This window comes from Endoryza foliicola (genome assembly GCF_050589245.1).
Lineage (GTDB): Bacteria > Bacteroidota > Bacteroidia > Chitinophagales > Chitinophagaceae > Endoryza > Endoryza foliicola.
In genome coordinates, this window is record NZ_JBOBEW010000002.1 from 585,371 (window position 1) to 606,092 (window position 20,722).

15 protein-coding genes are annotated in these 20,722 nt (G+C 39.4%); 6 read left to right on the forward strand and 9 right to left on the reverse strand.

The window, feature by feature from the left end; translation table 11 throughout:
• Window positions 1–8: 8 nt before the first annotated feature.
• On the forward strand, window positions 9–1,631 hold the full coding sequence (gene bshC / locus ACQ2HE_RS06715; protein ID WP_430897154.1) for a bacillithiol biosynthesis cysteine-adding enzyme BshC: 1,623 nt from the start codon (window positions 9–11) through the stop codon (window positions 1,629–1,631).
• A 2-nt stretch (window positions 1,632–1,633) separates the two neighbouring features.
• Here the strand turns inward: bshC and purE are convergent, their stop codons facing one another.
• The 5 genes from purE to ACQ2HE_RS06740 form a co-directional block, all read right to left on the reverse strand.
• Entirely contained in the window at window positions 1,634–2,149 is a 516-nt protein-coding gene (purE, locus tag ACQ2HE_RS06720) for a 5-(carboxyamino)imidazole ribonucleotide mutase (RefSeq protein ID WP_430897152.1), read from the reverse strand.
• Between the two features lie 43 nt (window positions 2,150–2,192).
• Window positions 2,193–3,518: a TolC family protein gene (locus ACQ2HE_RS06725; protein WP_430897150.1), complete on the reverse strand. Its 1,326-nt coding sequence runs from the start codon at window positions 3,516–3,518 to the stop codon at window positions 2,193–2,195.
• A complete protein-coding gene (locus tag ACQ2HE_RS06730; RefSeq protein WP_430897148.1) occupies window positions 3,505–6,573 on the reverse strand; it encodes an efflux RND transporter permease subunit in 3,069 nt (1,022 codons plus the stop codon). Before ACQ2HE_RS06730 ends, ACQ2HE_RS06725 begins: the two co-directional genes overlap by 14 nt.
• Window positions 6,574–6,592: 19 nt before the next feature.
• Entirely contained in the window at window positions 6,593–7,651 is a 1,059-nt protein-coding gene (locus tag ACQ2HE_RS06735; RefSeq protein WP_430897146.1) for an efflux RND transporter periplasmic adaptor subunit, read from the reverse strand.
• 79 nt (window positions 7,652–7,730) lie between these two features.
• On the reverse strand, window positions 7,731–8,855 hold the full coding sequence (locus ACQ2HE_RS06740) for a 5-(carboxyamino)imidazole ribonucleotide synthase (protein ID WP_430897144.1): 1,125 nt from the start codon (window positions 8,853–8,855) through the stop codon (window positions 7,731–7,733).
• A 350-nt stretch (window positions 8,856–9,205) separates the two neighbouring features.
• On the opposite strand from ACQ2HE_RS06740, the gene hppD reads away from it, so the two are divergent.
• Both hppD and ACQ2HE_RS06750 read left to right on the forward strand, forming a co-directional pair.
• Complete coding sequence (gene hppD, locus ACQ2HE_RS06745) at window positions 9,206–10,339, forward strand: 4-hydroxyphenylpyruvate dioxygenase (RefSeq protein WP_430897142.1); 1,134 nt, start codon at window positions 9,206–9,208, stop codon at window positions 10,337–10,339.
• 156 nt (window positions 10,340–10,495) lie between these two features.
• Complete coding sequence (locus ACQ2HE_RS06750; RefSeq protein ID WP_430897140.1) at window positions 10,496–11,716, forward strand: L,D-transpeptidase family protein; 1,221 nt, start codon at window positions 10,496–10,498, stop codon at window positions 11,714–11,716.
• A gap of 70 nt (window positions 11,717–11,786) precedes the next feature.
• Here ACQ2HE_RS06750 and ACQ2HE_RS06755 read toward each other — a convergent pair whose 3' ends face one another.
• Window positions 11,787–11,942, reverse strand: a complete 156-nt coding sequence (locus ACQ2HE_RS06755) for a hypothetical protein (protein ID WP_430897138.1) — start codon at window positions 11,940–11,942, stop codon at window positions 11,787–11,789.
• Window positions 11,943–12,134: 192 nt separating this feature from the next.
• Here ACQ2HE_RS06755 and ACQ2HE_RS06760 point away from each other — a divergent pair, with 192 nt between their 5' ends.
• Complete coding sequence (locus ACQ2HE_RS06760) at window positions 12,135–14,789, forward strand: 4-alpha-glucanotransferase (protein WP_430897136.1); 2,655 nt, start codon at window positions 12,135–12,137, stop codon at window positions 14,787–14,789.
• A gap of 84 nt (window positions 14,790–14,873) precedes the next feature.
• Here the strand turns inward: ACQ2HE_RS06760 and ACQ2HE_RS06765 are convergent, their stop codons facing one another.
• From ACQ2HE_RS06765 to ACQ2HE_RS06775, 3 genes are all read right to left on the reverse strand, one after another.
• The gene (locus ACQ2HE_RS06765) at window positions 14,874–15,959 is read right to left on the reverse strand and encodes a T9SS type A sorting domain-containing protein (RefSeq protein ID WP_430897134.1); all 1,086 of its coding nucleotides are present in this window, start codon (window positions 15,957–15,959) and stop codon (window positions 14,874–14,876) included.
• 199 nt (window positions 15,960–16,158) lie between these two features.
• Window positions 16,159–17,250, reverse strand: a complete 1,092-nt coding sequence (locus tag ACQ2HE_RS06770; RefSeq protein ID WP_430897132.1) for a T9SS type A sorting domain-containing protein — start codon at window positions 17,248–17,250, stop codon at window positions 16,159–16,161.
• A 202-nt stretch (window positions 17,251–17,452) separates the two neighbouring features.
• Complete coding sequence (locus ACQ2HE_RS06775; RefSeq protein WP_430897130.1) at window positions 17,453–18,541, reverse strand: T9SS type A sorting domain-containing protein; 1,089 nt, start codon at window positions 18,539–18,541, stop codon at window positions 17,453–17,455.
• 124 nt (window positions 18,542–18,665) lie between these two features.
• Here ACQ2HE_RS06775 and ACQ2HE_RS06780 point away from each other — a divergent pair, with 124 nt between their 5' ends.
• A complete protein-coding gene (locus ACQ2HE_RS06780) occupies window positions 18,666–19,685 on the forward strand; it encodes a mandelate racemase/muconate lactonizing enzyme family protein (RefSeq protein WP_430897128.1) in 1,020 nt (339 codons plus the stop codon).
• A gap of 95 nt (window positions 19,686–19,780) precedes the next feature.
• Window positions 19,781–20,620, forward strand: a complete 840-nt coding sequence (locus tag ACQ2HE_RS06785) for a DUF6089 family protein (protein WP_430897126.1) — start codon at window positions 19,781–19,783, stop codon at window positions 20,618–20,620.
• Window positions 20,621–20,722: the final 102 nt, after the last annotated feature.

Consider the following 20,722-nt stretch of genomic DNA (forward strand, 5'->3'; position numbering starts at 1 on the left):
TTAGATATTTGAAGACGCTTGAACGCTACATTATGAAAGGAAAGGCTACGCTGCTTCGTTATCAAGAAACAGGTTATTTTTCAAAACTCATTACCGACTATTTATCCGAAATGGATTCGGTAAAACCCTTTTATCGGTACGCTGTAAATTGGAGCGGAATAGAGCAGGCTATGGCCGCCCGAGATCAAGCAATTTCTTATCGTTCTTTGTTGCACGATCACCTTATTACTCAATATAAAGACATCAGCGTTGGCAAAAAAACAGCCAGCAATATTGAGTTAATACAAGAAGAGAATACCTATACCGTTTGTACGGCTCATCAGCCTACATTATTTACCGGAACCTTGTATTTTGTATACAAGATTCTTCATACTGTGAAGTTGTGTGCTGCTTTGAAAGAAAAGCATCCAAGTAAAAACTTTGTCCCTATATTTTGGATGGGAAGCGAAGATGCAGATCTGGATGAATTAGGCAAGATCTATCTTGGTGAAGAGAAGTTGATTTGGGAAACCAAGCAAACCGGAGCTGTGGGTAGGATGAATCCAAAAGGTCTTCAACCCTTAATTGAAAGAATAGCCGGAGAGTTAGGTGTTCAACCGTTTGGGAATGAATTGTCAAACTTGCTTCGTAGCTGTTATTTGAATGCTACTGATATACAAACGGGAACCTTTCACTTCATTCATCAACTGTTTGATCGCTTTGGATTGGTGGTGCTGATTCCGGATAGCGGGAAACTCAAAACGATCATGAAAGAAGTTTTCTGGGAAGATCTAACTACGAATAGACCTTCTTCCATCGTAGAGCAAACAATAACATCGTTACAAGAGCATTATAAAGTTCAGGCCAATCCAAGAAAGATAAATTTATTCTACCTCGACCAACAGATTCGCGAGCGATTTGAAAAACAAGGTGATCGATTTGTAGTAGTAAACACAAATCTTAGTTTTTCAGAGTCCGAGCTAAGAAATTTACTTGAAGAACAACCTGAGAAATTCAGTCCAAATGTAATTTTACGGGGCTTGTTTCAAGAAACATTATTGCCAAATATTGCCTTTATAGGCGGTGGCGGAGAAACTGCTTATTGGCTTGAATTAAAGGATTTATTCCAGTCTTATTGTGTTCCATTCCCTGTACTTGTTCTAAGGAATTCAATGATGCTTGTAAATCCAAAACAAGCTGCCTTATTGAACAAGTTAAACTTGGATGTTCCAACGATTTTCAGAGAGGTACGTGCGATCATTGAAAGTGAAATCATCTCCCAGTCAGGCGCACGCATTGATATTTCTACACAGGAAAAATCAATAATGGATGCATATGAGTCTCTACAAAAGCAAGTAGCCCTCGTTGATCAAACATTGGTTGCTCACATTGCTTCTTTAAAAGAAAAATCTTTGAAGCCAATACAAGCTTTAAAAGGTAAAATGATGAGGGCAGAACGGAGAAAGCAGGAGGACCGCATTCGTCAACTAGAGACCCTTAAGAATTCATTGTTTCCAAAGAATGGTCTCCAAGAGCGCATCGAATCGATCTTACCTTATTACGCAAGTTATGGAACCTCCATTCTAGACTTAATTTATGAAAATAGTCAAGAATTAGAGGCATTCTTTACTACAGTAGAGATTTCTGAGTAATACTATTTGTCGAAATTATTATTCCACCCGGAGAGCTTAAGATGAGCCACTTTAGATTCTACTGCTGAAGCAAGCTCAGCTTTGTAGTTGGCTATTTTTACCCCAACTGCATCATCAAATGCGCCAATCATGCTTGCAGCAAGAATGCCAGCATTCTTTGAAGCATTCAGTGCTACAGTTGCCACCGGAATGCCATTAGGCATTTGGAGGATGGACAATATTGAATCCCACCCGTCAATTGAATTTGAAGATTTTACCGGTACTCCTATAACCGGTAATGATGTTAGGGAAGCCACCATCCCCGGTAAATGAGCTGCTCCGCCGGCACCGGCTATGATCACTTTCAAGCCTCTTTCCTTTGCCGTTTGAGCATACTGAACCATGCGAATTGGAGTACGGTGCGCTGATACAACTGTTAATTCGAACTCCACTCCAAACTGAGTTAAAATATCAGCAGCGTCTTTCATTACCGGTAAGTCGCTATCGCTTCCCATAATAATACCTACTTGTACAGCCATGGTTCTAAATTGAAGTCATTAAGAGATATGCTGCAAACATAATCTATTTCAACAAATCTCCTTTTAAAGAGAGTAGTTGAATTTCAGCCAATTTAGTATTGTAGCGCGCGGCAATCAAACGATTGTAAGCGTCTTCTAGGCTTTTTTGTACTTCTCTCAACTCAAGAAAGGTAGACACCCCTTGGCGAAAACGCTCTAAACTGATCTCCATATTCTCTTTCGCCAAACGAATATTTTCTTCTTCTAAGGCAAGAGATTTTAATTGCAGTTGATAATCTTTAAAGGCATTGCTTAATTGAACATCAACTTGTGAAGCAAGGTTTTTTAAGTTCAATTCTTGATATTGAATATCCAACTTCGCTTGTTTAATTAGACGCTTGGTGTTGAAGTTATTGAAGATAGGGATCGACATACTTACGCCATAGTTGAACCCTAAATTTTGATTAAAAAGGGGAGTAAATGAATTGATTACCGCTTTGTTTTTTAATCTTCCCAAAGTATAGCCGGTGTTTAAACTAATGGTTGGGAACAGCTCTCCCTCACGCTCTTTTAAGCTCAGCTTTGCAATATCAATTCCTTTTTGGGCCTGAAGCAATCCAATATTGGTACTATTGATACCATTTTGCAGCGAACCAAAATTCAAATCATAATTGATCGGAATTGAATCACTCACTTCGTATTGGGTAGTCAAAGGAACAGCCATCAATTGATTCATCTGTTCTTTCAATTGCTCTATCAAAGTGATCTGTTGCAACCTGGCTGCTTTTTGAGCATTCAAATCTACTTTTGCTTGAAGCAATTCAGGTTTTGCGCCCAATCCAACACTTAGCTTTTTGTCTGCCAATTTCACTCGCTCTTCGTTGATCGACATCTGTTCCTCAATCGCTTTCAATTGTTGCTTTTGACGAACGATGCTGAAGTAGTTATTGCTCACTGCGGTTACAGTAGCAAGCACTTGCGCCTTCACCCCCAAAGCACCCAGTTTTTCTAATTCCATGATCCGGTCTCTGGTGGCAAACATCTTCATTCCGTCGAATACCGTCCAGTTTAAGTTCACAGCAGCAGCAAGGTTGTTCGACCTTAAACCGCTTGTATCGCGCTTTTGTCCATTGGCTAATTCCTGCTTTTGGGCATTGATATTCCAAACTTTACTGAAGGTTCCGTTTACACGAGGGAGAAAAGCAGCATACGCATAAGAACGATCCAACGCAAACGAGGCGGAATCGTTTCGAGACATCAATATGTTGAAATTGTTTTTAACAGCTGTTCCAACAGCCTCATCCAAACTCAATATAGGATTCGACGCATTTTGCGCTTTAGAAAAGAATATACTTGCCGTTAAAAAAAACAATATGCTAAGCTTCTTCATTATCTCTTGCTTTCTTTTTAATTGAAAGGAATGTATACAAGGCAGGAACAACGTACAAGGTTAAAATCAATGCAAACAACATTCCCCCTACAATAACAATACCTAATGGAATACGACTTTTACCGGCCGATCCCAAACTCATTGCAATGGGCAACGCACCAAGGGTAGTTGCCAATGTTGTCATCAAAATTGGACGCAGACGTGCAACTGCTGCTTCCACTGCCGACTTCACTTTTTCTTCGCCTGCTAATCTTTTTTGGTTAGCAAATTCCACAATCAAGATTCCATTCTTCGTTACCAACCCAATAAGCATAATGATGCCGATTTGGGAGAAGATATTGATGGTTTGACCAAACAAATCTAAACTGAGTACAGCACCCGCCAATGCAAGTGGAACCGTAATCATAATGATAATTGGGTCAATAAAACTTTCAAACTGAGCTGCCAATACTAAATAGATAAGTATCAATGCTAAGAAAAAGGCAAATGAAGTACTTTCAGAACTTTCGGCAAAGTCGCGTGAAGAACCACTCAAGGAAGTTGAAAAGGTGTCGTCCAATACTAGTTTTGCAATTCGCTGCATCTCTGCGATACCATCTCCCAGCGTTTTTCCCGGAGCTAAACCGGCAGACACAGTGGCGCTCTTGTACCGGTTGAAGTGGTAAATTTGAGGAGGGTTGGCCGTTTCTGCGATATTTACCAAGTTGTCCAATTGAATCAAATCTCCCACGCGGTTTCTCACATAGAAAGCCTTTAAATCTAAAGGATCGTCTCGGTTGTCGCGATCAACCTGACCAATCACCTGGTATTGCTTACCATTCATGATGAAATAACCAAAGCGTCTTCCACTTAATGCCAATTGAAGAGTATTAGTAATGTCGAGTACCGAAACACCCAGTTCACTTGCCTTCAAACGATCAATGGTAATTTGCAATTCTGGTTTATTGAATTTAAGGTTCAAGTCGAAGTTTTGGAAAACACTACTTTTCTGCACTTCTTCCATGAATTTGGGAAGTTTCGATTTCAACTTTTCAAAATCCAAATGCTGAATTACGAACTGAACCGGAAGAGAGCCTCGAGACCCCAATCCAACTGAAATGGTTTGCTCTTGAACCACCAAAACACGAACCGTGGTATACCTGCTAAAGATGCGATTCATTTGTTTGGCCACATCATCTTGAGATCTTTTTCGTTCATTGGGCTCTGTTAAACCCATGCTTAAAATAGCGGAGTTCACGCTTCCACCACCACCAAAACCCGGCGCAAAAGACAAGACCACTCTTCGTTCTCCAATTGAATCGATCACCTTTTGAGTAACATCATACACTACTTTATCCATAAAGTCGAAATCGGTGCCTTCCGGTGCCAGAATGGTAGCTCGAACTCGGCTTCGATCTTCCATCGGTGCCAATTCTGAGGGCAGTCCTTTTCCTATAAAGTAGATTATTGATAAGCACGCTAAAAGAATTACTAACGCAATCCATCGTGCTTTCATAAAACCGGCAAGCGTTTTTCGATACAGATTCTCCAATCCGGTAAAGAAAGGTTCTGTTACACGGTAGAACCAAGAATGTTTGTGCGTATTACCAGTGAGGTAGATATTCAAAACCGGAGTAAGTGTTAGCGAAACAAATGCTGAAATAATTACGGCACCAGCCACTACAATACCAAACTCTCGGAACAAACGTCCTACGAAACCTGGCAAGAAGATAATTGGTAAGAATACAATGGCAAGGGTAATGGAGGTGGCGATTACAGCAAAATAAATTTCAGTTGCACCTTCTCTAGCGGCTCTGAATTTATCCATGCCCTGTTCCATTTTCTTATAAATATTCTCCGTTACTACGATACCATCATCCACCACGAGCCCCGTTGCAAGTACCAATGATAAAAGCGTTAGTACGTTGATTGAGAATCCGGCAATGTACATTATGAAGAACGCTCCAATAAGCGATACGGGAATGTCGATCAAAGGACGCAAAGCAATAGTCCACTCTCGGAAGAACAAAAAGATGATGATAACAACCAGTCCGATCGCAATCAACAACGTTTCTTTTACTTCTTCAACCGCTTTCCTAACGAATACCGTTCTATCAAAACCTACTTCCAATACAATATCGCCCGGCATATCCTTCCTAATGGCTTCCAGACGTTTGTATACTTCATCTGCTATTTCTATTTGATTAGAACCTGGTTGCGCTACAACACCAATATTTACAGAAGGAATATTGTTTTTACGTGAAATCGATTCTTCGTTTTCGGGCCCTAGAACTGCATATCCTAAATCTTTGAATCGAATGATTCGAGTAGCGTCTTCTTTAACGATTAGGTTGTTGAAGTCGTCTTCAGTGGTCAATCGACCGTAGGCTTTTACAGTCAATTCTGTTTTATTACCTCTTACTTTACCACCGGGTAATTCAATATTTTCTCTATCAAGAGCCGTTCGAATGTCGGAGATCGTAAGTTTATAGGCTGCAAGCTTTGCAGGATCTATCCACAAGCGCATCGCAAATCTTCTACCAAATATGTTTACTCCACTTACACCTGAAATGGTTTGCAAGCGTTCTTGAACAACGTTCTCTGCGAAGTTGGTCAATTCCAGTAGACTTTTCTTTTGGCTTTGTACCTGACAGAAAATGATTGGATCAGAATCAGAATCGGCTTTTGATACGATAGGAGGCCCATCAATGTCTTGTGGTAATGCATTCAATGCCTGCGATACCTTATCGCGAACATCGTTGGCAGCCTTTTCAAGATCAACACCTAATTCAAACTCTACCGTAATATTGCTTGCACCTTGCGAACTATTTGAGGTGATATTTCGAACACCTTGAACTCCATTAACAGCTTTCTCTAAAGGCTCTGTGATTTGGGTTTCAATGATCTCCGCATTGGCACCTGTATAAGATGTGCGCACGTTGATTACTGCCGGATCAATAGCGGGATATTCCCTTACACCCAAATAGGTGAACCCCAATCCTCCAAAAATTAGAATTACTATGGAGCATACGATCGCAAGTACCGGTCTCTTTAAACTTAATTCGGATAAATTCATGCTAAATGCGTTAAGACGATCAATTTACTTTGGTCAATTTCAAATCTGCGCCGGGACGTACAAACAGCAAACCTGTTGTAATCACAGTATCGCCTAATTTCAAGCCTTCAAGTACTTGAACATTTACTGAATCGCGCACACCAGTAGTAATGTCAACAAAACTGGCTTTCCCATCTCTATATACAATGGCTTGTTTCTTTCTGCCTTGAGGAATAACTGACTCACTCGGAATCATAATCGCATCTGACTGCCTGCCTAAGATCATATGAACCTTTGCAAATGCACCCGGAACTAAAAAGCGATTGTTTGCGATTACTCTTGCTCTTACAGCCAAACTGCGGGTGGTTTCTTCTATGGCCGTTTCTGTTGCCATTACTGTAGCTTGAAAGTTAGCAGTAGTGCCATCCAATTGAAACTGAACCGACTGTCCGTTTTGAACCAAAGAGCCATACTTTTCAGGTACCGTAAATTGTAGTTTCAATTGAGAAACTTGACTGATGGTTGTTAAAAGATTGGAAGGAGAGATGTATGCACCTAAACTGATGTTTTTGAGACCAAGTCTACCGTCGAATGGAGCTCTGATCTCAGTTTTAGAGATATTCACTTTTACAATCTCAATGTCTGCTTTCAAATTATTAACAGCAAGTTCACTTAAATCATACTCTTGTTGACTGATACCGCCAATTTTCAATAACTCACGTTGGCGCTCCGCCGTTTTCTCACTTATTTGTAATTGAACTTCCAATTTCTTGAGTTGCGCTTGGAGATCACCATCAAACAATTTAACCAATACAGCACCTTTTCTAACAAAATTGCCCTCAGATATATTCAAAGTGATTATTCTGCCAGATATTTCCGAACGAATTTCTGTTTCTTCAAAAGGCATCAAACTCCCCGGAACTTCAATCATAGAAGCCAGTGATTTACCATTTACTACGTAACCTTCAACAGGAAGCGGCCCACTTGGTTTGTTTCCGCCTTGTGCGGTAGCGTCTTTTTTATCAGATTTACATGCTCCAAAAGCCAAAACCAACCCTAATAATCCGGCCTTAATGGCTCTATCAAAATTTTTCGTCATATGCAGAATTATAGCTCTTAAAAGTAGTTTTTTTACCCAATTTCCTGAGTCACAGTATTATGAACGGTAATTAGACGCCTTATTTCGTAATAACCTTCAGGTACTCTTTAATTCGATGGGCTTTATAGATCAAATCTTGTCGCTCCGCACTAATAATGGTTACATGTCCCATTTTTCTGCCCGGTTTTGTTTGTTTTTTACCGTAGAGGTGAACAAAAACCTGATCCATTGCTAATACTTCTTCTAGCCCCTCATAATAGGCCGGCCCATCGTGGCCGGGTGCTCCAAGCACGTTTACTATGGCAGCCGGTAATATTGGATCAGGATTGCCCAATGGATATTCTAGTAGAATTCGCCAAAGCATATCGAATTGAGAACTGTAATTTCCCTCAATAGTATGATGACCACTATTGTGAACTCTTGGCGCCGTTTCATTAACGTATACTTCTCCGGCTTTGTCAACAAACAATTCTACTGCAAACAACCCGGGACTTTTCAAACCCTTAACCACGGCTAAAGACAATGCCTCAACTTTCCATAAAACGGCATCGGGCAACTGAGCGGGACTAATTTGGAAGTCAAGTAAATTTAAGCGAGGATCAAATACCATGTCCACAGTAGGGAAGAGAGCCGTTTCTCCTTTTTCGTTAACGGCAATCATTTGTGCGATTTCCTTATCGATAGTTACCATCTTTTCCAGAACCGATGGAGCATCAAACCCTTTTTCAATATCAGCCTCTGTTTCCAATACTTGAACGCCTTTGCCATCATAGCCACCTTCAGCAATTTTGTGAACTGCCGGTAGGAAGGAAGCATTAGCGCGTGTAACGGCTAGATCTTTAGTAATTATAAATGGGGCTGTTTTTATGCTATTATTGGCATAGAATTCTTTTTGGTGAACCTTGTTTTTTATGGTTCTCAGAGCGGCCGGTTTTGGAATCACCCGAACGCCCTCGGCCTCCAATTTTTCCAGTGCATCTACGTTCACTGCTTCTATTTCAATGGTTAAGGCGTCCAAGCCTTTGCCAAACTGATAAACCGTTTCAAAGTCGGTTATTGAACCTTTCACAAAATGATGGCACAAATGTGCAGATGGGCAGGTTGCATCGTTTTCCAATACATGAGTTTCAACCGGGTAATTTGCCGCAGCTTGAAGCATCATTCGTCCTAACTGGCCTCCGCCTAAAATGCCCACTTTCTTCATTTTATTACAATTGATTTGTGTAAGTATTTGATATATAAACTTTTGTCTTTCAGTATGTAAAGACGCCCGTTTTAGATAGGATGCCGCAAAGATACGTTCCGGATATTTTTAACGTTTAAAGAAAGGCACATATATTTTGAGCGGTTTTTAAACGAATTTTGACCTGATTCTTTTTTTACTAATTTTGTGATATGCGTCCTGATTTTCCACAGAAAACTTTCACTGATAAGAGAGGTCAATTCAACCTCTTAATGGAGACGCTTGCTATGGACGCCTAGTCTATTTTCATTTACTACTTCCTGCGCCTGAGAAAAGGCTTTTCACATTTACTGATTTTAAAAAATAGAGCTATGACCGCGTCATTAAACTTACGCGCATCTAACGATGCTACTTCCGATATTTTCCCTTTAGAAGGAACAGATTACGTAGAATTTTACGTTGGCAATGCTAAACAAGCTGCCCACTATTATATGAGTGCATTTGGCTTTCAAGCATTGGCTTATTCAGGACCGGAAACCGGTGTTAAAGACCGAGTGAGCTACGTATTGCAACAACAGAAATTGAGGTTTGTATTCACCACTGCCCTAAAAAACGAAAATGAGATTGCCGACCACGTTTACAAGCACGGCGATGGAATCAAAGTGCTCGCATTGCGAGTTCCCAATGCCGAATATGCTTGGAAATTCGCTACGAGCAACGGCGCTACTTCCCATATGGAGCCTACAGTTCGCAAGGATGAAAACGGACTTGTTACGCTAAGCGGTATTCATACTTACGGCGATACCATTCATCTCTTCGTTGAACGTAAAGATTACAATGGTGTTTTCTTACCGGGTTTTAAATCATGGACAAATCCATACTTCAAACCAACAGAAACCGGATTGCAATATGTAGACCATTGCGTCGGAAATGTTGGATGGAACCAAATGAATAAATGGGTTTCTTTTTATGAGAAAGTAATGGGCTTTCGTAACATACTGAGTTTCGATGACAAAGACATCTCAACCGAATATTCTGCTTTAATGAGTAAAGTGATGAGTAACGGAAACGGGTATGTTAAGTTTCCGATAAATGAACCTGCGGAAGGAAAGAAAAAAAGTCAAGTAGAGGAATACCTCGAATATTATAACGGGGAAGGCTGTCAGCACGTTGCCTTGGCTACCAACAACATTGTTGAAACTGTTAAAGAGTTGAGAGCTCGTGGAATTGAATTCTTGCAAGTTCCAACAACCTATTATGACGATTTACTGGATAGAGTTGGAACCATAGATGAAGATTTATCGCCATTGAAAGAATTGGGAATATTAGTAGATCGTGACGATGAAGGCTACCTTTTGCAGATTTTCACAAAACCGGTTGAAGATAGACCTACTCTTTTCTTTGAAATCATACAACGCAAGGGTGCCAAAAGCTTCGGCAAAGGCAATTTTAAGGCCCTTTTTGAAGCCATTGAACGCGAACAAGAGTTACGCGGAAACCTTTAGAAATCAATGCATATTAAAGTGTAAGTCCCGCAATTTGCGGGACTTTTTCACAATGTTGAAAAGAAGGTCTGGTTTTTGTGATATAGTTTACAAATTTGTACGACCATAAATTGTAATCTTGCATAAGTAACAAACCAGAAATTGCGTTATCTACGTATGAAAATCAGAATCCTATGCCTTTCAGTGGCTTCCATACTCTTAACAGCTAGTGTAGTTGCACAGGGCACCACGAAAAGCTTTATTGATTTTCAAAAACAATTCCCGAGAATTTCCGACGCCATCACACGCAAAGAAGACACATTGATCAAACAGTTTCAGGAAAAGAAGCTGGTTTGGCCTGCACCTTATATTTACATTAGATCATTCAAGTTTGATAGTCAATTAGAAGTTTGGGTAAAATATACCAAACAAGAAGAATATCAATTGTTCAAAACATATAAGGTTTGTGCATTGAGTGGTAGTTTGGGACCTAAGCGAATGCAAGGAGACTATCAAGTACCCGAAGGGTTTTACTATGTAAATGAATTCAACCCTAAAAGCATGTATCATTTAAGTTTAGGTTTGAATTATCCCAATTCTTCCGATAAGAAACTAGCCGATTCGTTGCAACCTGGTGGCGAGATATACATTCATGGTAGTTGTGTAACAACCGGTTGTATTCCCATTACAAATCAACAAATAGAAGAACTTTACATCTTAGCTTCACATGCCAAAAACGCCGGACAAGATTTTATTCCGGTTCACATTTATCCTATTCAATACAAGAATGCGAAGAGTGTTGATTACCTAACGAAGTTCTTGAAAGATTATCCTGAGTACACCAATTTGAATGTAGAACTGAAACGTGCTTACGCATTTTTTGAGAAAAATCATCAACTTCCCATTTTCTTAGTTAACAAAAAAGGGGAGTATCAAGTGGTTTCTGAAATTAAAGACGAACCTTTATCAAAAGTTGTTCCAGGGCTGATAGGAGTTGAATCTGGGCAAAATAGAGGGGCCGTATCGTTGAATAAGCCCGCACGAGTAAAAACAATATTCCCTGAGGAGAATATCGCTAAAGTGGTAGACCGTTTGCCAGAGTATCCCGGAGGAAACGAACATTTTCAAAAGTTTATAGATCAAGTAAGTAAAGAGTCGGCTGAATTATTACCGGCGGGTGTTACAAAGGCTTATGTTATGATGGAATTTGTAATTGACCAGCAAGGAAAGCCTGTTTATGCCAAGGTTTTGAAAGGAGGAACAGAAGAGATCAATGAAAATTTAGAGCAAAAATTCGAACAAATGCCAACATGGAAGCCGGCAGTAAGAGAGGAAAAAAACGTAGCTGTAAAGCTCAAACAGTCGATTTTTATCGAAAAAGTACTCCCTAGTTCTTAGAGATTAACCAATTGCAATAAAAAAAAAGGTAACAGCACGCTGTTACCTTTTTCATTATAAATATTTGTTCTTAGATGATATCCATTGCTTTTACAAATGAAGTACAAACAAACGGCATGATCAACGTTAGATATTCCCAATGATCATAAATTGCGTATCCCAAAAGGCCGGTTGAAGCAAAAAATACAACCCACCATACTGCGGTATTTTTTTGTGTAGTCTCCATTTTTCGAATCTTTTTTGCAAAAATAAGGGTTGAAATGAAATAATCCACTTCAAAACCAAGATTTTATGCCAAATAAGAGTATGTTTTTTTGAGCTTTTTCGGCAATCATATATCAAATACTAATCATTTTTTGAACAAATTGTGTAATTTGTACACTTTGTAATACTTTCGCTTGTTCGCAAATTTCTAACGATGAGGATCCAAATTACGCTTCGTTTTCATACAGTTTTCGGCCAAACACTGCACTTGAAGTCTGAACATCCCGACTTACAAGGAAACACCATTGATTTGGAATACATCAATCCCGAACTTTGGGGGACTTCCTTAGAAATTGAAAATGCCGTTATTCCGCTAAACTATCAGTACCTTCTAAAAAATGATGATGGCGCGTTTGTTCATGAATGGGGAAAAGACAGGACCATTAATCTAGAGGGGAATTCCTTTATCCATGTAATTGACACTTGGAACCATGCAGGGGAATACGACAATGTATTTTTGCTCGAACCTTTTCAAGAAGTTTTGTTGGATCACCATAAGGACGCAAATGGCGGGCTTTTCTTGCAAGAAGGGTTTACATGTTTCAAAGTGAAAGCGCCTCTCTTGAGCAAGAATCAAGTGGTGTGTTTGCTTGGAGAGGGGGAATTAGGGAATTGGAACACTGAATCTCCGATCTTATTAAAAAAATCAAAACATTGGTGGTGGGCTCAAGTGAAATTGAACAGTGGGCGTGTTACCTATAAATATGGTATTTACAATACCAAATCAAAAGAATTTGAAACATTTGAAAGCGGCGACAATCGAATTTTTCAAGGTGCACAAAGTGTAGCAACTATTTTGCACGATGGTTTTCTCCGGATGACCAACACCAATTGGAAAGGTGCCGGTGTGGCCATTCCTGTATTTAGCTTGCGTTCAAAACAGAGTTTTGGAGTTGGAGAGTTTACTGACATAAAGCTGTTAGTCGATTGGTCGGCAAAAGTAGGAATGAAGCTGATACAATTACTACCGGTAAACGATACTACGGCAACCCATACTTGGCAGGATTCTTACCCTTATGCTGCCATTTCAGCTTTTGCATTGCATCCAATTTTTATAAATCTCGAAGAAGTTGCAGGCAAAAAATACGCAGAGCTTTTGAAGCCCCTTGCTAAAAAACAGAAAGAGTTGAATGCACTTCCTGTTGTAGACTATGAACAAGTGATGAAGCTGAAGTGGGCCGCTTTGAAAGAGTTGTATCATTTGCAAAAGGAAACCTTGTTCAAAGATCCTGATTACCTTCAATTCTTTGAACAAAATAAACATTGGCTGGTTGCTTATGCTGCTTTTTCTGCATTACGCGACAAGTACGGTACAGCAGATTTCACTACTTGGCCTTCTTTTGGAACTTATAGCAAATCAGCCATCGACCGATTTGTATCACCACGCGGAAAGAACTACGATGATGTTGCCTTGCACTATTTCATTCAATATCATTTACATCTCCAATTGTCAGAAGCAACAAAATATGCCCATAGCAATGGATTGATAGTAAAAGGAGATATTCCAATTGGTATCTATCGAAACAGTGTTGATGCTTGGATGGAGCCGGAACTTTATCATATGGATCGCCAAGCAGGTGCACCCCCCGATGATTTTGCAGTTCATGGTCAGAATTGGGGATTCCCAACCTATAATTGGGAACGAATGGCGCAAGATGGATACAAATGGTGGTATAAGCGATTTGTTCAAATGGGTCACTATTTCGACGCTTTTCGGATTGATCATATCCTCGGATTTTTCCGTATTTGGAGTATTCCATTGGAGTCTACACAGGGCATCATGGGGCAATTTGTTCCTTCGATACCGGTTTATTTGAATGAATTTAGCAGGAGAGGAGTTACCATTGATGCTCACCGACTTTGTTCTCCTTACATAACTGATTCCGTTTTATTTGATCTTTTCGGCGAAGCGTCTCTCCAGTTGAAAGAATACTTACAGCAGCATCCCGATGGAACTTATTCATTGAAGGAAGGTTTTCAAACGCAACGTCAAATTGAGCAGTATTTTGATAAATCTAATCTTGAAAATGCTTCCTTTTGCGCCAACTCACTAATGGACCTGGCAGCAAATGTTGTGCTGTTCGAAGCGAAAGATACCAATGAACCGGCCTTTCATTTTAGATTCAATATGGAGCAAACGCATTCCTTCAAGTACCTTGACTCGAATTTGCAGTTCCATTTGAAAGAACTTTATATTGATTACTTTTTTAGACGTCAAGATGAACATTGGAAGAAAGAAGCGATGGAGAAGCTTCCTGCTTTGAAAAGTTCTACTGATATGTTGATTTGTGGCGAAGATCTTGGTCTCGTTCCCTCATGTGTTCCGGATGTAATGAGCCAACTCGGAATTCTAAGTCTTGAAATTCAAAGAATGCCTAAAGCGCTGGGTGCTGAATTCTTTCACCCCAAATCGGCACCTTATATGAGTGTGGTAACACCTTCTACACACGATATGAGTACCATCAGAGGATGGTGGGAAGAAGACAGAGCAAAAACGCAGCGTTTTTTCAATCAAGAACTTGGTCATTATGGAGAAGCTCCTGCATTCTGCGAAGCATGGATAAACAAAGAAATTCTGCTCCAGCATTTTTATTCACCGGCGATGTGGAGTATTTTCCAATTGCAAGATTTACTGGGAATGGATCCTATCATAAGAAGAGAAAGTCCACATGAAGAACGAATTAATATTCCTGCAAATCCTAAACATTACTGGCAATACAGAATGCACCTGAATCTGGAAAAATTGATCAAAGAAAAAGACTTCAACCAGGAGTTGAAAGATATGATCAAACAAAGCAACCGTTTGTAGCTTGAGTATCATTTATAATCATTGTTTAATAAGCAAGGCCCGCCAATTGGCGGGCCTCTTATTTAACGAAAGCCTTACCCTTACTTATTTTTGAAAAGCTTGAACGAAGTTGATTGTGTTTTGAGCGTTTACCACTTTCACATAGTAGATTCCTTTGCTTAAATTGGCAACATTCAAGCTCTGTTGGAACGCACCGGTTGATGCATTTACATTTTGTGAACTTACCATTCTGCCTTGAGCATCTACAATTGCAATTTGTAATGTTGTAGCATCTGTTAAACTTACAGCAATATTAACTTGAGTTGTGGCAACTGTAGGAAACAGTTTCATTGCATCGTTAGTAGTGCTTAAACGTACAACCATTACTGAAGAGTAGCTGCTTTTGCCATCGAAATCAATTTGACGAATTCTGTATTGAAATGTTCCTGCTACAGAAGGTACATCTATGAAGCTATATTGATGTGTAACAGTTGTATTAGTACCTGCAATTGTACCAACTGTTTCAAAGTTTACACCGTTTGAAGAACGCTCAATTTTAAATTCTTTGTTGTTGTTTTCTTGTTCTGTTGTGAAAGCGATGTTTACTTTATTATTCAAAACGCTTGCTTTTACTGAACCGAAAACTACCGGAAGAGCGCTATTAGTGCTAACTGAGATCAATTGAATATCATCCATAATTACTCCCAAAGTAGTATTGTTGTTGTTGGCGGCAAACATAACAGTTACATTGGCATCAGTGCTGTTTGTAGGAATAGTGAAAGTATAGGTGAAGGTAGAGAAAGCGAAAGAAGTGTTTGTGAAACTTCTAGTAGCGTTTACATAGTTTGTACCGCTTCTATCACCGGTAACACGGATCAAAAGACCTACTGTGCTAGGAGCGCCATTTGTTCTTCTGCTTGCTTTGAAAGTAAGCTGATATCCATTTCCTTTAGTGATAGCTACTCTTTGGTTCAATCCAACTTGAACATCTACTTCTGCAGTGAAATTAGTTGTACTGCGGCCACCATAAACGTTTTCTGTATATACTTCTACAGCAGTATTATTGTTTGTCCATCCTGTTGTTCCTCTATTGAAATCTGAGTTGGTAAGAATGTTCTGTGAAGAAGCATTTACTGAAGTAAAAACGATCAACGTTGCGATCAAGGCCTTTGTTAAATTTGCTGTTTTCATAAAATAAGTAATTAAGGGTAGTATAGGGAATACTAGCAATGTGCCAAAATTCAACTAATTGATAGAGAGTCATTTATGATCTAGCTGAAATGCCAAATCTCCCAAATTAGGAAAGTATTTTCCTAATGTTGGAAGTTTGGACTACCCTTTATGTACTTATTAAAATCTTAATGTTACCCTTAATTACTCCCTTATTTGTTTAAGCTTTTTGAAAAGCCTGAGTCATTTTAATGCTTCCATCGTTGCTTTTGATTTGGATATAGTACATTCCTTTTGAAAGAGAAGATACATTGATCGATTGTTGATTACTTCCGTTTCCAATTATTTGTTGTTGTTGCATGTAAATTCTTCCTTGAACATCCAAAATCATGATTGAAATTGTGCTTGATTCAGTTAACGACAAAGCAATGTTTACTTGAGAAGTTGCTACAGTTGGGAAAACTTTGAAGTTTTCTGATGATGTAAGCATTCTCACTACAACAACTTTAGAATAAGTACTTTTACCATCTACATCAATTTGATGAATTCTATATTGGAAAGTACCGGTTGTTGAAGGTACATCTACTACATTGTATTGGTGAGTTACTGAGGTGTTCGTTCCTTTCAAAGTGGCTACAGTAGTGAAGTCTACGCCATTTGATGAACGTTCAATTTCAAAGCGATCATTGTTAATCTCTTGCTCAGTGATAAAATTGATAGTTACTTTATTATTTTGAGCAGTTGCAGAGAAGGTTCCAAATACAACTGGAAGTGAAGTGGTTGCACTTGTGTTGATCAATTGAACATCATCTACAATTACACCGAGTGTTCCGGTATTATTATAAGCAACCATGCTAACAACTACATATGAATCTGTTGAACTTGATGGGATATTAAAAGAATAGCTCTGTGTTGCGAAAGAGAAACTGGTATTGGTGTATGCTTTCGTAGTGTTTACATAATAGGTACCACTGGTTGCACCTGTTACGCGAATTCGCATGGCAACACTTGATGGTGTTCCTGAGCTGGTTCTGCGAGAACCTTTGAAAGTGAACTGGTAAGAAGCTCCTTTTGTGATGGCAACTCTTTGACTTAATCCAACTTCTACATCAATTTCTGCAACAGCGTTACTACCGCTAGAACCGTAGGCACTTACGGGGTTAATTTCAACCAAATTACCGTTGTAGTTCCAGTTGGTGCTTCCTGAACTGAAAGATGAATTTAAAAGAATGTTTTGAGCCTTGCTCGAAAAGGTAGCCATCAAAATGAAGGCGATCAGAAGGATCTTTGATTTGAGTGAATTTGTTTTCATAAAATAAGTAATTAAGGGTATTCAATAGAATACTAGCCTTATGCCAAAATGTAATTACATCATAATCATGTTTTTGCATTTTTGGCGAATTACTTACATTCCCAGTTTTGGATTTTTTTTCCAAGTTTAGGAAGTTTACTGCAATAAAAAAGCGCCCCATTCAGTGAAGAATAGGACGCTCGTTGATGATAAAACAAAGTAGTTATTGCTTTTGAAAACTGCTAGTATATTGAATAGTTTGGGAGGTGTTTTTGATCTGTAAATAGTACAGGCCTGAAGGTAATTGATCAACCATTATTGTTTGCTGGTTAGCCCCGGCGTAAATTGTTTGTACTTTATGAATCAGAATTCTCCCCTTGGTATCTGATATTATGATTTGAAGTGGGGTAGGTTCACTCACGGCCAGCGCGAAATTGATCTTTGTTTGTGCTAATGTGGGAAAAACCGCAATTTGTTCGGCCAATGTGATCAACTTCAAGGAAATGACTTTGGTATAGGTCGATTTTCCATCATTGTCAATTTGTTTGATTCGATATTGATAAGTTCCGGCAACCGGAGGATTATCTGTAAAGGAATAGGATTGCCTGATGGAAGTATTTGTCGGATCAATTTTGCCTACTACCGTAAAGGCCCCTCCAAGTCGTGCTCTTTCAATTTCAAATCGATTGTTGTTTGTTTCTTGATCGGTGCTAAAATTTAGAAATACCTTGTTGTTTTGAACTGTTCCTGAGAAATCGCTAAAACTAACAGGAAGAAAAGTAGTGGCAGAAACTTGAAGCAAAGCTAAATCGTCGACAATTACACCTGTGGTAGTGCTATTGTTGAATGCTGTAATTGAGATAACTACAAAAGTTTCAGCGCTGAGGATAGGGATGTAGAAAGATGAAACGTCATTTGAATAAGAGAAACTGCCATTATTGTAAACTCTTGTCTTATTGATATAATTTGTTGATGTTACTGTTCCCCGAATGTTTATTCGAATACCTACAGCTGCAGGTGTTCCGGAATTGGGTCTTCGGGTGGCTTTGATTGTAAATTGATAGTAATTGCCCGGAATTACAGCAACCCGTTGCGATAATCCAACTTGATTGTCGATTTCGGCACAACGATTAGAGCCTGAACCACCATAGGTGCTTGCAGGATTGGTTTCTACAGAGTTTCCGTTGTAGTTCCAGCCAGAATGCCCACTTGAAAAATCAGGATTGGTAAGCAGATTTTGGGTATACCCGAATGCCGGAAACATCAATACTAATAGTATGCCCCATTTTAATAGAAAATTGGTACGTTTCATAAGGTAGGTTGCGATACATTTGTACTTCTAAAGTTCGAAGTCATTGATTTTCAATGAATGCGCTACTTTAGTGCTAATAACTCCTAGATAACGATAAATAATAACTCTTAGTATATTCAATGTCATGATTTCGCATGTTCAAACTTACAATTTGGCGTTTGCACATCCCTTTACCATTTCAAAGGGTACAAAAACGCATCAACCGGGTGTTTTTATAAAGCTCGATAATAGAGGCATCGGTGGCTACGGGGAAGCTCCCGCTATTGCCTATTATAACATCACAGCTGAAAAAATGCTAGAAGATTGGCAACGAAAACGTATGTTTTTCGACAAATTTGCTTTTACAGAACCGGAGCGTTATTGGCATTATTTGCATCACCTTATCCCCAACAATCCTTTTTTAGTTTCGGCTTTCGATATGGCTGCTTGGGATATGTTTGGAAAATTCAGGCGTCAGCCTTTGTATCAAATTCTAGGATTAGATATTAAAAACAGACCTCTAACAGATTATACCATCGGAATTGATACACCGGAAGCCATGGTGGCTAAAATAAAAGAAACACCTTGGCCTATTTATAAAATAAAAGTGGGCACCAGCGATGATATACCTAGACTTCAAGCAATGCGCGCAGCTACAGACGCTCGTATTAGAGTAGATGCCAATGCCGGATGGACTATTGATCAAGCAATTGAACTGCTGCCCATTTTAGAAGAATTGAAGGTAGAACTGATTGAACAACCTTTAGCCAAAGATGATTGGGAAGGAATGAAGAAACTCTATAAATTATCACGCATTCCCCTTATTGCTGATGAAGCTTGTGTGTTTGAATCCGATGTAGAAAAAATGGTGGGACATTTTCATGGTATCAATATCAAACTCACCAAATGCAGTGGCATTACACCTGCAATTAGAATGATTAAAGATGCTCGTTCAAAAGACTTAAGCGTCATGTTGGGGTGTATGAATGAATCGAGTATTGGTTCGGCTGCATTGGTTCATTTATCACCTATGGTAGACTATTTAGATGCCGACGGCCCTTTGCTTTTAAAAGAAGATCTGGCAAGCGGTCTGATATATCGCGATGGAGTAATTGAATTGTCCGATAAACCCGGTTTAGGGGTCGATATTGCCCAAAATCAATAATTTGATTTCAAACATTGATAGTTATCCACAACACAGCGGCTTGGCAAAGTAATTGAATATGGTTGACCGGTTAAAATTGTCAAAGTTCAATTGCTATGAAAAGGTTTCTGATTGGGATCATTACATTGTTCCCCCTAATAGTCCGTGCACAGCCTTTAAAGTTTACTGCAAGAGTTGGGTACACTGGATATCGAGGTGATTTGCAGTCGAAGAATTTTTCGTTGAATCCTGCAAATGAAGGGTTGGGTGTTGGCTTAATGTATTCAAGTAGTTCAAAACTAAGCATTCGAGTAGAATACAACTACGGTGTTGTGGAGGCCAATGATCTTTGGAATGATCCACAATATCAATTACGAAACCTAAGTTTCAAATCAAAAATACAGGAGCTTGCGTTACTCGCTGATTGGTCTTTATTAGACCCTGAAGATTCTTATATTGTTCCGTATGTGTTTGCCGGCATCGCTTTTTTCCATTTCAATCCTTACACTTTCGATAGCACGGGCACGAGGTATTATTTACAACCGCTGTCTACAGAAGGACAGGGACTTCCCGGAAGAGCGGCTCCTTACAAGTTAAACCAAGTTGCACTGCCCTTTGGTGGAGGTGTACGTTTTGAGATAAGTTCAATGTTTACCATCGCCTATGAACTGGGGTTTCGTAAAACATTTACAGATTATATCGACGATGCAAGCACCACTTATGTTGATCAAAACCGCCTTCAAAGCTTCAAAGGGTTGAAGGCGGTAGAACTCGCTTTTCGTGGTGACGAGGTTAAGGCGGCGCCTTCAGCCTATCCAGCCGAAGGTACCATTCGGGGCAGTGCCGTATCGAAAGACTGGTATTATTTTCACGGTTTACACTTGATCATTTCATTGAACAGAACTTATTCACCTTCCGCTCGATCTTCCACTGATTGTCCAAGAGTTTACTTCTAAATCATTCAAAATGCTGCTCATTACATAAATTCTAGCCAAGAAATAACAAAGTTCAACTATTTCCTGCCTGAGGTGTTTTACTTTTGCACCGAATTTATACTT

Bases quoted from the DNA above. Each gene is read 5' to 3' on its own strand.
- purE (WP_430897152.1), bottom strand. From the start codon at position 2,149: ATGGCTGTACAAGTAGGTATTATTATGGGAAGCGATAGCGACTTACCG.
- ACQ2HE_RS06750 (WP_430897140.1), top strand. From the start codon at position 10,496: ATGAAAATCAGAATCCTATGCCTTTCAGTGGCTTCCATACTCTTAACA.
- ACQ2HE_RS06740 (WP_430897144.1), bottom strand. From the start codon at position 8,855: ATGAAGAAAGTGGGCATTTTAGGCGGAGGCCAGTTAGGACGAATGATG.
- ACQ2HE_RS06735 (WP_430897146.1), bottom strand. From the start codon at position 7,651: ATGACGAAAAATTTTGATAGAGCCATTAAGGCCGGATTATTAGGGTTG.
- ACQ2HE_RS06775 (WP_430897130.1), bottom strand. From the start codon at position 18,541: ATGAAACGTACCAATTTTCTATTAAAATGGGGCATACTATTAGTATTG.
- ACQ2HE_RS06730 (WP_430897148.1), bottom strand. From the start codon at position 6,573: ATGAATTTATCCGAATTAAGTTTAAAGAGACCGGTACTTGCGATCGTA.
- ACQ2HE_RS06785 (WP_430897126.1), top strand. From the start codon at position 19,781: ATGAAAAGGTTTCTGATTGGGATCATTACATTGTTCCCCCTAATAGTC.
- hppD (WP_430897142.1), top strand. From the start codon at position 9,206: ATGACCGCGTCATTAAACTTACGCGCATCTAACGATGCTACTTCCGAT.
- ACQ2HE_RS06725 (WP_430897150.1), bottom strand. From the start codon at position 3,518: ATGAAGAAGCTTAGCATATTGTTTTTTTTAACGGCAAGTATATTCTTT.
- ACQ2HE_RS06770 (WP_430897132.1), bottom strand. From the start codon at position 17,250: ATGAAAACAAATTCACTCAAATCAAAGATCCTTCTGATCGCCTTCATT.
- ACQ2HE_RS06780 (WP_430897128.1), top strand. From the start codon at position 18,666: ATGATTTCGCATGTTCAAACTTACAATTTGGCGTTTGCACATCCCTTT.
- ACQ2HE_RS06760 (WP_430897136.1), top strand. From the start codon at position 12,135: ATGAGGATCCAAATTACGCTTCGTTTTCATACAGTTTTCGGCCAAACA.
- ACQ2HE_RS06765 (WP_430897134.1), bottom strand. From the start codon at position 15,959: ATGAAAACAGCAAATTTAACAAAGGCCTTGATCGCAACGTTGATCGTT.
- ACQ2HE_RS06755 (WP_430897138.1), bottom strand. From the start codon at position 11,942: ATGGAGACTACACAAAAAAATACCGCAGTATGGTGGGTTGTATTTTTT.